The sequence below is a fragment of the Streptomyces sp. TG1A-60 genome, from assembly GCF_037201975.1.
In the GTDB taxonomy this organism is placed as follows: domain Bacteria; phylum Actinomycetota; class Actinomycetes; order Streptomycetales; family Streptomycetaceae; genus Streptomyces.
In genome coordinates this window covers 3179191-3191408 of record NZ_CP147520.1, presented here as the reverse complement: position 1 = coordinate 3191408, position 12218 = coordinate 3179191, and the positions used below count along the sequence as shown (strand labels likewise).

The window sequence follows — 12218 nt, the reverse complement described above, 5'->3', positions numbered from 1 at the left end:
GGCGAAGAGGAGCGGGACGTGAGCGAGAGCAGCGCGGAGGCCGTGGAGGCCGTCGCGAGCGCGGCCGCCGCCACGGCCGCCTCCGGCGGCGGGACGTGGCGCAGGGCCGGCGTCGCGGGGGCGGCGATAGGCGTGGTCGCCGCGGGCGCCGCCGCCGGTGTCGCCATAGAGCGGCTCACCGTCGGGCGAGGCATGCGCCGGAAGGCCCGCCTCGCGCTCGACTCCACCGGCCCGTACGGGGCGCTGCGCGGAACGCCCGGCAAGGCGTACGCCGACGACGGCACCGAGCTGTACTACGAGGTCGACGACGTCGAGCCCGAGGCCGACGTCTCGCCCCGCAGACGCCGGCTCTTCGGCCACAAGGCCCCGGCCCCGGTCACCGTCGTCTTCAGCCACGGCTACTGCCTCAACCAGGACTCCTGGCACTTCCAGAGGGCCGCGCTGCGCGGTGTCGTACGGACCGTGCACTGGGACCAGCGCAGCCACGGCCGCTCCGGGCGCACGGCCGCCCAGGCGCGGGACGGGTCGCCGGTCACCATCGACCAGCTCGGGCGTGATCTGAAGGCGGTGATCGACGCGGCAGCGCCCCAGGGGCCGATCGTGCTCGTCGGGCACTCCATGGGCGGCATGACCATCATGGCGCTGGCCGCGCACTACCCCGAGCTGATCCGCGAGCGGGTCGTCGCCGTCGCCCTGGTCGGTACGTCGTCGGGGCGGCTCGGCGAGGTCAACTTCGGGCTGCCGGTCGCGGGCGTCAACGCCGTACGGCGGGTGCTGCCCGGGGTGCTGAGGGCGCTGGGGCAGCAGGCCGCGCTGGTGGAGCGGGGGAGGCGGGCGACCGCCGATCTGTTCGCCGGGGTCATCAAGCGGTACTCGTTCGCGTCGCGGGACGTCGACCCGGCGGTCGCGCGGTTCGCCGAGCGGATGATCGAGGGCACGCCGATCGACGTGGTCGCCGAGTTCTACCCGGCGTTCACCGAACACGACAAGACCGAGGTGCTGACGGCGTTCGCCGAGCTGCCGGTGCTCGTGCTGGCCGGGGTCAAGGACCTCGTCACACCGAGCGAGCACAGTGAGGCCATCGCCGGTCTGCTGCCGGACGCGGAGCTGGTGCTGGTGCCGGACGCGGGGCATCTGGTGATGCTGGAGCACCCCGAGGTCGTGACGGACCGGCTCGCCGATCTCCTCACCCGCGCGGGCGCCGTCCCGGCGGGGTCTACCGTAAGTGGTTATGGAAGCGCCAGCAGCACCGCACGTCCCGGGTGAGCCGGGGTTCTCTCTTCAGATCACCGTCCGTTCCCCCGACCAGATGCTGGAGCTGGGCCGCAGGATGGCCAAGCTGCTGCGGGCCGGCGATCTCGTGATGCTCGACGGGGAGCTGGGGGCCGGGAAGACGACCCTGACGCGAGGGCTCGGGGAGGGGCTGGGGGTGCGGGGTGCGGTCACCTCGCCGACCTTCGTCATCGCCCGCGTGCATCCGTCCCTGGTGGACGGGCCGCCGCTCGTCCACGTCGACGCGTACCGCCTGGGTGGCGGGCTGGACGAGATGGAGGACCTCGATCTCGATGTCTCGCTGCCCGATTCGGTGATCGTGGTGGAGTGGGGCGAGGGCAAGGTCGAGGAGTTGACCGACGACCGGCTGAACGTCGTCATCCACCGGGCCGTCGGCGACACGACCGACGAGGTGCGGCAGGTGGCGGTGACGGGGCTGGGGGAGCGGTGGGCCTCGGTGGAGCTGGGGGCGCTGTCCGCGTAACGCCCTATCGTCCGTGCCGACGAGGTGTCGGCAAGATGTTGCGCCGGGCGCCTTCGGCGTGGTCACATGGTAACCAGTCCTTGGTTAGGTCTACCTAACCTGGTTCGCCGTTGGCACCGGGAGGCGTCCATGCCGGCATCAGAGCGACAGCCCTCCGGGGCGGGCGGTGTGTCGATGCGGGACCTGTTGGCGGCGTGTGCGGCGGCGAAGGTGCTCTCGACACCGCCGGCCCCGCCGGCCGGAGCCGAGGAACGGCGCCCTGTGGAACGACGGCGCCCTCGGGCCGCGTAGCGCCCTGGGAGGAGTGCCCGGGGTGTGTCGCGGGCCGCGGACCGGTGGGGGGCGTTCGCGCGGTTGCCCGCGCCCCCTGAAAGGACCGGCGCTTCTCGTGCGCGGTACCTGGAAGCGGCCCCCTACTCGACCACGACCACCTTCGTGCCGATGCCCGCGAACTCCCACATCGCCTTGCCGTCCTTGCGGGACTCGCGGATGCCGCCGGTCTTGGCGGTGGGGTCGGGCAGGGGGGTGGAGCCGTCGACGGCGGCGCTGAAGCCGACGGCCACGCCGTCGACCGTGGCGAAGCGGACGACGTGTTCGACGGGGGCGCCGTCGGAGCCGGTGACGGCGGCGGAGCGGGAGGTGACGGTGTAGGTGGCCGGGGCGGGGTCGACCGTGCTGGGGGTGACCTCGAAGGTGCGGGTGATCTTCTCGTTGGCGCCGACCAGCCAGACGCGGTCCTCGTCGAGGGAGTAGACGACGCGTTCCCCGGTGCCCGAGCCGTCGGGGACGACCTCGCCGGTGTCCTTCCCGCTCTGGGCGGGCGCCTTGGACTTCGGGAGCGACGAGGACTTCGAGGGGGACGGTTTCCCCAGGTCGCCGGGCACGTTCGCCGACGCCTGGTAGGTGAGGAAACCGACTGCGGCGATGGCCGCCGCCGTGAGCCCGGCCACGAATCCCGAGCTGCTACTGGCCACCTTCTGTGCCCACCTCTCGTACTCACGTACGCCCTTGATGTACGTCTGTGCTGTGACGGTAGCAGCAGCGCGGCCGTACGCCGGGGCGGCCGTCCCCCGGGCCGAAGCGCCGTAGGCTGTTCGCGTGCTCTTGCTCGCTCTGGATACCGCCACCCCAGCCGTCACCGTCGCGCTGCACGACGGGACGGACGTCGTCGCCGCGTCGAGTCAGGTGGACGCGCGCCGGCATGGGGAACTGCTGCTGCCCGCCGTCGACCGGGTGCTCGCCGAGGCGGGCGTCCGCCTCGACGCCGTCACCGCGATCGTCGTGGGCGTCGGGCCCGGTCCGTACACCGGGCTGCGCGTCGGTCTCATGACCGCCGACACCTTCGGCCTCGCCCTCGGGGTCCCGGTCCACGGACTGTGCACCCTCGACGGGCTCGCGTACGCGGCCGAGGTCGAGGGACCGTTCGTGGTGGCGACCGACGCCCGGCGCAAGGAGGTGTACTGGGCGCGGTACGAGGACGCGCTGACGCGGGTGACGGAGCCGGCCGTCGACCGTCCCGCCGAGATCGCCGACGTGGTGGCCGGGCTGCCCGCCGTGGGGGCCGGTGCGCTGCTCTATCCGGACACCTTCCCCGACGCCCGCGCGCCCGAGTACGTCTCCGCCGCCGCCCTCGCGGGCCTGGCGGCGCGGCGGCTGGCCGAGGGGGACGAATCGGCGGCGCCCCGGCCGCTGTATCTGCGCCGCCCCGACGCGCAGGTGCCCAGGAACTACAAGGTGGTCACCCCCAAGTGACGACCCCGGTGCTGCGCGAGATGCGCTGGTGGGACATCGAGCCCGTACTGCAGCTGGAGAAGGACCTGTTCCCCGAGGACGCCTGGTCCCGGGGCATGTTCTGGTCGGACCTCGCCCATGCGCGCGGGCCCGGGGCGACCCGGCGGTACTTCGTGGCGGAGTCCCCGGACGAGGACGGGCGGATCATCGGCTACGGGGGGCTCGCATCCGCCGGGGACGTCGGCGACGTCCAGACCATCGCCGTCGCCCGGGGCCACTGGGGGACCGGTCTCGGCGCGCTGATCCTCACCGAGTTGCTGCGGACCGCCACCGCCTTCGAGTGCGCCCAGGTGATGCTCGAATGCCGGGTCGACAACGTCCGTGCGCAGAAGCTCTACGAACGCTTCGGCTTCGAGGCGATCGGCTTCCGCCGCGGCTACTACCAGCCGGGGAACGTGGACGCGCTCGTCATGCGGCTCAACGACCCCTCCACATCCGTACGAGGAACCGAGATCAATGGCTGACGAACCCCTGGTCCTGGGGATCGAGACCTCCTGCGACGAGACCGGTGTCGGCGTCGTGCGCGGTACGACGTTGCTGGCGGACGCGATCGCGTCGAGCGTCGATGAGCACGCCCGTTTCGGTGGTGTGGTGCCCGAGGTCGCCTCGCGCGCGCACCTGGAGGCGATGGTCCCGACGATCGACCGTGCGCTGAGGGAAGCGGGGGTGAGCGCGAAGGACCTCGACGGCATCGCGGTCACGGCCGGGCCGGGGCTGGCGGGTGCGCTGCTGGTGGGCGTCTCGGCCGCGAAGGCGTACGCGTACGCGCTGGGCAAGCCGTTGTACGGCGTCAATCACCTCGCCTCCCACATCTGCGTCGACCAGCTGGAGCACGGGGCGCTGCCCGAGCCGACGATGGCGTTGCTCGTGTCGGGCGGGCACTCCTCGTTGCTGCTGTCGACGGACATCACGTCGGACGTACGGCCGATGGGCGCGACGATCGACGACGCGGCGGGGGAGGCCTTCGACAAGATCGCGCGGGTACTGAACCTCGGGTTCCCGGGCGGCCCGGTCATCGACCGGTACGCGAGGGAGGGCGACCCGAACGCCATCGCCTTCCCGCGCGGGCTCACCGGGCCCCGCGACCCCGTGTACGACTTCTCCTTCTCGGGGCTCAAGACCGCCGTGGCCCGCTGGATCGAGGCCAAGCGGGCCGCCGGGGAGGAGGTACCGGTGCGGGACGTCGCCGCGTCCTTCCAGGAGGCCGTGGTCGACGTGCTCACCCGGAAGGCCGTGCGGGCCTGCAAGGACCAGGGGGTGGACCACCTGATGATCGGCGGGGGCGTCGCCGCCAACTCCCGGCTGCGGGTGCTGGCGCAGGAGCGGTGCGAGGCGGCCGGGATCCGGCTCCGGGTGCCGCGGCCGAAGCTGTGCACGGACAACGGGGCGATGGTGGCCGCGCTGGGCGCCGAGATGGTCGTGCGGGGCCGCGCCGCCTCGGACTGGGACCTGTCGGCGGACTCCTCGCTGCCGGTGACGGAACCGCACGTGCCGGGGCATACGCACGACCACGACCACGTGCACGAGTTCGCGAAGGACAACCTGTACTCGTGACCGTCGCGCTGATGTGGGAGGCCCGGGCCGTCGAGGGGCGCGCGGACGCACTCCTCGCCTGGGCCCGGGCGCGGGAACTGCCCTCGGGAGCCGCCGGGAGGCTCGTGCGGCGGGAGACCCTCCGGGCGCCTCGGGACCGGGTGCTGGTGATCACGTGGTGGGACGCCGCGTACGACGCCGAGCTGCCCGAACTGCCTGAGCCGGACGGGGACCTGGTGACCCGTGCGGTCCACCGGTGGCGGTTCGAGTCCCTGGGCGAGGGCTGAGCGTGCTTCGGCGGCGTCAGCCACCCCGGACCTCCGTCGCTTCCGTCACTTCCGTCACTTCCGTCTCGCAGTGCAGTCGGCGGTCGCGGCGCAGCACCCGCTCGGGTCCCGTCAGCGTCACCCGTGCCGTGTGGCGGACATCCGCGCTCGACGCCGCCAACCGCAGTTCCAGGGCGCCCGGTTCGACCACGCGGCGGCCGTCGCGACCGGTGAAGGAGGAGAGGTCCGCGTGGAAGCGGAAGGTGACACGTGAGGCCCTGCCCGGGGCCAGTTCCACCCGCCGGTAGGCGATCAGGCGGGCATCGGGGCGGGTCACCGAGGCGACCGGGTCGTGCAGATACAGCTGGACGACCTCCGCGCCCGCGCGCTCGCCCGTGTTGCGGAGGGTGACGGACACGTCGTAGGTGCCGTCCGTGGCGATCTCGGCCTCGGTCCCCTCGATGTCCTCCCATGCGAACGTCGTGTATGACAGGCCGTGCCCGAAGGGGTACAGCGGGGTCGGGTCCAGGTTGCTGGACGCGCTCGCCAGGCCCAGCGGCGGCTGCAGATACGTCCACGGCTGGCCCCCGGGCCGGTGCGGGACGCTCACCGGCAGGCGGCCGGAGGGGGAGACGCGGCCCGACAGCACTCCCGCCACCGCCGGGCCGCCTTCCTCTCCTGGGAAGAACGCCTGGATCATGCCTGCCAGTCGCCCTTTCCAGCGGCCCAACGCGTACGGGCGGCCGGTGAGCAGCACCAGCACCACAGGGGTGCCCGTCGCCGCCAACGCGTCCAGCAGCTCTGCCTGGACCCCCGGGAGGCGGAGGTCTTCGGCATCGCAGCCCTCGCCCGAGGTGCCGCGACCGAAGAGGCCCGCCCGGTCACCCAGCGCCACCACGCAGACGTCCGCCTCCGCCGCGCGGGCCACCGCCTCCGGGAACCCGCCCGGGTCGTCGCCGTCGACCTCGGTGCCGGCCGCGTACGTGATCTTCGCGTCGGGGAGTTCGGTGCGCAGGGATCCCAGGACCGTGGGGATCTCGATGCCGAGGGGAGTGCCGGGGTGGGCCGGGAGGACGTGGGAGGGGAAGGAGTAGCAGCCGAGCATGGCCAGGGGATCGTCGGCGCGGGGGCCGACGACGGCGATACGGACGTCGGGGGGCAGCGGTAGTACGGCGTCCGGGTTGTCCAGCAGCACCACCGACTCCTCGGCCAGGCGGCGGGCCAGGGTGCGGTTCGCGGTCGCGTCCAGGTCGATTCGCTCGGCGGTGGGCTCCGGCGTCCAGCCCTCGTCCAGCATCCCCAGCTCGCACTTCTGGACCAGGACCCGGCGGGCGGCCCGGTCCACCAGGGACTCGGGGACCTCGCCCGCGCGGACCGCGTCCACCAGCGCCTCGCCGTAGCAGCGCGGGGTCGGCAGCTCGACGTCCACGCCGGCCGCGAGGGCCGCTCCGGCGGCCTCCGCGCGGCTTCCCGCCACGCGGTGGGTCGTCTCCAGGAAGCCGACGCCGAAGTAGTCGGAGACGACCGTGCCGGTGAATCCCCAGTCGTCGCGGAGGAGTTCGGTGAGCAGGCGGGGGTCCGCCGAGACCGGGACGCCGTCCGTCTCCGTGTACGCGGCCATGACCGAACGCGCGCCGCCCTCCCGCAACGCCATCTCGAACGGGGGCAGGGTCACGTCCGCGAACTCGCGTACACCGGCCCGTACGGGCGCGTGGTTGCGGGCGCCGACGGACGCGGCGTACCCGGCGAAGTGCTTCAGCGTGGCCACGATGCCGGTCGACTCCAGGCCCCGTACGTACGCCGCGCCGACCGTGCCCACCAGGTACGGGTCCTCGCCGATCGTCTCCTCGACCCGGCCCCAGCGCGGGTCGCGCACCACGTCCAGGACGGGGGACAGCCCCTGGTGGATGCCGACCGACGTCATGTCCTGGCCGATGTGCCGGGCCATTTCCTCCACCAGCGGTGGATCGAAGGTCGCGCCCCAGGCCAGGGGGACCGGGTAGGCGGTCGCGCGCCAGGCGGTGAAGCCGGCCAGGCACTCCTCGTGGGCGACGGCCGGAATGCCGAAACGGTTCGCGGCGATGATGTGGCGCTGGGCGCGGGCCAGTGCCCGCGCGCCCAGCGCCGGGTCCACGGGGGCTGTGCCGAAGGCGCGGGTGAGCTGGCCGAGGCCTCGGGTGATCAGCTCGTCGAAGTCGAACGACTCCGTCATGTCCTGCTCGTTTGGGGCGATGTCCTCGCCGTTGCTGTCGTTCTTCACCCACACGCCGTACAACTGGGCGGTCTTCTCCTCCAGGGTCATCCGGGTGAGCAGGTCTGCGACCCGGTCGGCGGCGGGCAGGGCGCGGTCACGCCAGGGGATGGTCATGAAACTCCTGTCGGGTCGGTGAGTTTCAGTGGCAACGAGTCGGTGGGGTTCCGCGGCGACGATGCGAAGGGGCCGCGGAGGGGCTCACTTGCCGCCCACGCCCATCAGCCCGCCCACCAGCGCCCGCCGCGCCACCAGGTACACGGCGAAGACCGGGATGCCGGAGAGGACGACCGAGGCGAGCAGGGCGGGGATGTTGACGCCGAACTGGCTGACGTAGTTGAAGAGGCCGAGGGTGAGGACACGGGGGCCGTCGGACTGGGTGAAGATCAGCGGGAACAGGAAGCCGTTCCAGGCCTGGAGCGCCGAGAAGATCACGACCGTGCTGATACCTCCCTTGGCCAGCGGGATCGTCAGCTGGAAGAGCGTCCGCAGGGGTGAGGCGCCGTCCAGGGCCATCGCCTCGTACAGGTCCTCCGAGACGTCCCGCAGGGTGCCGACCAGGACCAGGACGGAGACCGGCATCGCGAAGGCGGCCGTCGGGAGGATGACGGCCAGGAGGGTGTCGTAGAGATCGAGTTTCGCGATCAGGAGGTACAGGGGGACGACGACCGCCTGTGCCGGGATCGCCACGCCCAGCAGGAACAGGCGGAAGGCGGCGTTCGACCAGCGGTCGCGGGTGCGGACGGTCACGTACGCCAGGGGGATGGACAGGACCAGGACGAGGCCCACGACCGTGACCGCGACGATCGCCGTGTTGGTCAGCAGATGGCCGAAGCCGCTGGTGAGGACGGTGTTGTAGTTGTCGAGGGTCGGGTCCGTGGGGGGCTTCAGCGGGTTGCCCGTGAGGGCCTTGTCCGCGCCCGTGAGGGAGGCCGACAGCATCGCGTAGAGGGGGATCAGGACGATGACCAGCCAGAGGAAGGCGCCGAGCCCCGCGACCGGGTTGCCGCGTCTGGTCCAGTGACGCCGACGGCGGGCGGACGCCGTGGGCGGGCTTCCCGCCGGCTGCCGGGTCTTCGTGGGGCGCGGCAATGTGTCGTGTGACACCGCGTCACATCCCTTCGCGTGTGCTGCGCATGGCGCCGAAGCCGGTCAGCCGGACCAGGACGAGCGACAGGCCCGTAGCGGTGAGGACCAGGAAGGACGCGATGGCGCTCGCGTAGCCGAAGTCGTACGTCTTGAAGCCCGCCTCGTACATCAGGTACGGCAGGATCGCGGTGTCCGTGCCGGGGCCGCCCTTGGTGAGGATCAGGACCGTCTCGAAGTACGTCAGGGAGCCGACGACCATCAGGACCGTGGACGTGGTGACCGTGTGGCGCAGCTGCGGCAGCGTGATCGAGAAGAACCGGCGGTAGCGGCCCGCGCCGTCGATGGCGGCGGCCTGGTAGAGGACGTCGGGGATCTGGCGGGCCCCGCCCTGGTAGATCAGGGTGTGGAAGGGGATGAACTGCCAGCCGCCGACGAAGACGATCGCGAGGAACGCGCCGCTCTGCGAGCCCAGGGTGTCCTTCTGGATGATGCCGAAGTTCGGGTCGAGGAGGGCGTGGAAGAGGATCGCGATGGCGGTGGAGGAGAGCAGGAACGGGACGAAGAAGACCGCGGAGAGGATCGCGCGGTTGCGCTGCCGGCCCGCCGCCCAGACGCCGAGCAGCAGGGCGACGACCGTCTGGAAGACCCAGCTGGCGACCGTCAGGAGGACGGTCAGCCAGAGGGACTGCGTCATCCGGGGGTCGTCGAGAAGCTTCTTCCAGTTGTCGAGGCCGACCGGTCTCGGGTCGCCGAGGCCGTCCCAGCTGGTGAAGGACAGGTAGAGGGCGAGGGCCATCGGGACGACGGCGAAGAAGGCGAAGAAGAGGACGCCGGGGAGGGCCCAGGCGGCATGCGGGCGGCCGGCGCGGTGCGCGCGGCGGGCCGGCCCCCGCTCCGCCGACGTGGCCTTCTCGACCGTGACGGTCACTTGAGCCCCTTGCAGGCCGTGACGAACTCGCTCGGCGAGGACTGCCCCGCGAACAGCTTGCCTATCTCCGTGTGCATGCGGGTGCCGAGCCCGTCGCCGAGCGCCTGGTCCCAGGAGAGCGTGAAGGCCGGGGCCCGCTGGACCATGTCGTACTGGAACCTCGCGTACTCGGGGTTGGGCGAGGAGGACAGCAGCTCGGCCGCGTTCGAGGTGGTCGGGACGTCGCCGTTGTCGATGAGGTCCTGCGCGTACGCCTGGGACGCGCAGTCCCTGAGGAGGCCGATCGCCAGGTCCCTGTTCTGCGTACGGGCGTTGACGGACCAGTAGTTGGTGGGGTTGCCGACGACGTTGCGGACGTCGCCGGTGCCGCCCTCGACGGTCGGGAAGGCGGCCCAGCCCAGGTTCTTCCTGGCGAAGTCGGGGAACTTGCCGAGCTGCGTGGAGTACTCCCAGGAGCCCATCAGATGCATGGCCGCCTTGCCGCGCGCGAAGACCGCGGGGGCGCCGCCGTTGACGTACGACACGGAGGTGAACTTGGAGCCGAAGGCGCCGTCGTCGATGAGCTCCTTGGCCAGTTCGGCGGCCTTGAGGACGGCGGGGTCGCCCCAGCCCTCGGCGTCGCCGTCCTGGATGCGCCGGAAGACCTCGGGGCCGCCGATGCGGTCGACCAGGTACTCCAGCCACATCAGGTCGGGCCAGACGTCGGTACCGCCGAGGGCGAAGGGGGTGATCTTCGCCTTCTTCAGCTTGGCGTTGTTGTCGAGCAACTGGTCCCAGGTGGTGGGCGGCTGGAGCTTGTGCTCGGCGAAGACGGCCTTGTTGTAGAAGAGGATGACCGGCTGCATACCGCGCATCGGGATGCCGTAGTGGCGGCCCTCCAGGTCGCCGGAGGCGAGGACCGAGGGCAGGAAACCGTCCTTGAGGACCGGGTCGCCCTCGATGATGTCGGTGAGGTCGACGAGTTTGCCGGCCTCCTCGTACGGCTTGATGGAGCCGCCGCCCCAGTTGAAGAAGACGTCCGGGGCGCTGGGGGAGCCCATGGCCGTGCGGAGCTTGGGGGAGTAGTCGGAGCCGGGGACCTTCTGCAGCTTGACCGTGCCGCCGGCCTTCTTCGCGGCGGCCGACTCGTTGTACCGGTCGACGCCCGCCTGCTGGACCTTCACCGCGTCGTCGCCGTACACGAACGCGGTGATCGTCTTGCCGTCGCCGCCCGCGCCGCCGCCGGAGCCGCAGGCGGTGAGTCCGGTACCGAGTCCCGCGGTGAGCAACGAGGCGGAACCGGCGCCGAGGAACCAGCGCCTGTTGAACGACCGCCCTCTGTTCGACTCCATGGACAGCACCTCTCCCGAACGTTTCGGATGTGTCGGCCGTGCGGGCTGCGCGATGGTGCGAGCTGTGCGAATGTTTCGGGTTAAGCTTCGAATGTTCCGGGAACGTAAGGCCGTCGAAAAGGTTCGTCAAGAGGGCGTGCAGGGATACGATCCCGCCCATGAAGCCCGCGAAGCCCGAGGAAACCCAGACAAGAGCGCGTGTGTCGCCGTCCACGCAGACCGCGACGCTCGCCGAGATCGCCCGTCAGGCCGGCGTCTCGGCTCCGACTGTTTCGAAGGTGCTCAACGGCCGAGCGGACGTCGCGCCCTCGACCCGCACGCGGGTCGAGGAGCTGCTGCGCGAGTACGGCTACCGCCGGCGGCGTGCCGAGGCGACCAGGTCCCCCCTGATCGACCTGGTCTTCCACGAGCTGGAGAGCGCCTGGGCGATGGAGGTCATCCGCGGCGTGGAGAACATCGCGCGGGAGGAGGGCCTGAGCGTGGTCCTCTCCGAGAGCGCGGGCCGGCTCACCCCCGGCCGCACCTGGGCCGACCAGGTCGCCGCCCGCCGCCCGCACGGCGTCGTCCTCGTGCTGTCCGGGCTCGACGAGTCCCAGCGCGCGCTCCTGACCAGCAGGTCCATCCCGTTCGTGGTGATGGACCCGGCGGGCGACCCGGGCGACGACGTGCCCTCGATCGGCGCCACCAACTGGCAGGGCGGCCTCGCCGCCACCCGTCACCTGGTCGAACTCGGCCACCGGCGCATCGGCGCCCTCAGCGGACCCTCGCGGATGATGTGCAGCCGCGCCCGGGTGGACGGCTACCGGGCCGCGCTGGAGACCGCCGGACTGCCGGTCGACCCCGACCTGATCAAGGCCGGCGACTTCCACCACGAGACCGGCTACCGGCTGGGCCTGGAGATGCTGCGCCGCCCCGACCGCCCGACGGCCGTCTTCGCCGGCAACGACCTCCAGGCGCTCGGCTGCTACGAGGCCGCCCGCGAACTCGGCCTGCGCGTCCCGGAGGACCTGAGCGTGGTCGGGTTCGACGATCTGCCGGTGGCCCGCTGGGTGGGGCCGCCGCTGACGACCGTACGGCAGCCGCTGATGGAGATGGCCGAGGCGGCGGCCCGCCTGGTGCTGGACCTCGGGCGGCAGGAGGGATCCTCGGCGGCGACGAGGGTGGAGCTGGCGACGAGCCTGGTGGTGCGGAGCAGTACGGGGGTGCCGCCGACGGGTCAGCGGGGGTGGTGCTGATGTATTGACGAGTGTGGTGCGGCCCTTCACACTGCTCC

The 12218-nt window shown here is 71.9% G+C and carries 12 protein-coding genes; 7 read left to right on the top strand and 5 right to left on the bottom strand.

The annotated features are described in order from the left end of the window. The first annotated feature begins 18 nt into the window (after window positions 1-18). Both WBG99_RS13230 and tsaE read left to right on the top strand, forming a co-directional pair. Window positions 19-1266 carry an alpha/beta hydrolase gene (locus WBG99_RS13230; protein WP_338896521.1) on the top strand — a complete coding sequence of 416 codons (1248 nt, stop codon included), beginning with the start codon at window positions 19-21 and terminating at the stop codon, window positions 1264-1266. After that, window positions 1232-1756, top strand: coding sequence for a tRNA (adenosine(37)-N6)-threonylcarbamoyltransferase complex ATPase subunit type 1 TsaE (gene tsaE / locus WBG99_RS13225; protein ID WP_338896520.1), 525 nt, complete (start codon window positions 1232-1234; stop codon window positions 1754-1756). The genes WBG99_RS13230 and tsaE overlap by 35 nt, the downstream gene beginning before the upstream one ends. A 413-nt stretch (window positions 1757-2169) precedes the next feature. Here the strand turns inward: tsaE and WBG99_RS13220 are convergent, their stop codons facing one another. Next, window positions 2170-2730: a hypothetical protein gene (locus WBG99_RS13220; RefSeq protein ID WP_338896519.1), complete on the bottom strand. Its 561-nt coding sequence runs from the start codon at window positions 2728-2730 to the stop codon at window positions 2170-2172. A gap of 124 nt (window positions 2731-2854) precedes the next feature. Between WBG99_RS13220 and tsaB the strand changes: the two genes are divergently transcribed. From tsaB to WBG99_RS13200, 4 genes are read left to right on the top strand one after another with little or no spacing between them, the layout of a single operon-like run. After that, window positions 2855-3508, top strand: coding sequence for a tRNA (adenosine(37)-N6)-threonylcarbamoyltransferase complex dimerization subunit type 1 TsaB (gene tsaB, locus WBG99_RS13215; protein ID WP_338896518.1), 654 nt, complete (start codon window positions 2855-2857; stop codon window positions 3506-3508). Then, window positions 3505-4011, top strand: a complete 507-nt coding sequence (gene rimI / locus WBG99_RS13210; RefSeq protein WP_338896517.1) for a ribosomal protein S18-alanine N-acetyltransferase — start codon at window positions 3505-3507, stop codon at window positions 4009-4011. Before tsaB ends, rimI begins: the two co-directional genes overlap by 4 nt. After that, the gene (tsaD, locus tag WBG99_RS13205) at window positions 4004-5101 is read left to right on the top strand and encodes a tRNA (adenosine(37)-N6)-threonylcarbamoyltransferase complex transferase subunit TsaD (protein WP_338896516.1); all 1098 of its coding nucleotides are present in this window, start codon (window positions 4004-4006) and stop codon (window positions 5099-5101) included. The genes rimI and tsaD overlap by 8 nt, the downstream gene beginning before the upstream one ends. Further along, complete coding sequence (locus WBG99_RS13200; RefSeq protein WP_338896515.1) at window positions 5098-5367, top strand: hypothetical protein; 270 nt, start codon at window positions 5098-5100, stop codon at window positions 5365-5367. Before tsaD ends, WBG99_RS13200 begins: the two co-directional genes overlap by 4 nt. A gap of 16 nt (window positions 5368-5383) precedes the next feature. Here WBG99_RS13200 and WBG99_RS13195 read toward each other — a convergent pair whose 3' ends face one another. The 4 genes from WBG99_RS13195 to WBG99_RS13180 all read right to left on the bottom strand — a co-directional run bounded on the left by WBG99_RS13195 (window position 5384) and on the right by WBG99_RS13180 (window position 10945). Then, on the bottom strand, window positions 5384-7714 hold the full coding sequence (locus WBG99_RS13195; RefSeq protein WP_338896514.1) for a glycoside hydrolase family 3 N-terminal domain-containing protein: 2331 nt from the start codon (window positions 7712-7714) through the stop codon (window positions 5384-5386). A gap of 84 nt (window positions 7715-7798) precedes the next feature. Further along, complete coding sequence (locus WBG99_RS13190) at window positions 7799-8689, bottom strand: carbohydrate ABC transporter permease (protein WP_338900328.1); 891 nt, start codon at window positions 8687-8689, stop codon at window positions 7799-7801. 19 nt (window positions 8690-8708) lie between these two features. After that, the gene (locus tag WBG99_RS13185; protein ID WP_338896513.1) at window positions 8709-9614 is read right to left on the bottom strand and encodes a sugar ABC transporter permease; all 906 of its coding nucleotides are present in this window, start codon (window positions 9612-9614) and stop codon (window positions 8709-8711) included. Further along, the gene (locus tag WBG99_RS13180; RefSeq protein ID WP_338896512.1) at window positions 9611-10945 is read right to left on the bottom strand and encodes an extracellular solute-binding protein; all 1335 of its coding nucleotides are present in this window, start codon (window positions 10943-10945) and stop codon (window positions 9611-9613) included. Before WBG99_RS13180 ends, WBG99_RS13185 begins: the two co-directional genes overlap by 4 nt. 158 nt (window positions 10946-11103) lie before the next feature. Here WBG99_RS13180 and WBG99_RS13175 point away from each other — a divergent pair, with 158 nt between their 5' ends. Then, window positions 11104-12180, top strand: a complete 1077-nt coding sequence (locus WBG99_RS13175; RefSeq protein ID WP_338896511.1) for a LacI family DNA-binding transcriptional regulator — start codon at window positions 11104-11106, stop codon at window positions 12178-12180. Window positions 12181-12218 lie beyond the last annotated feature (38 nt).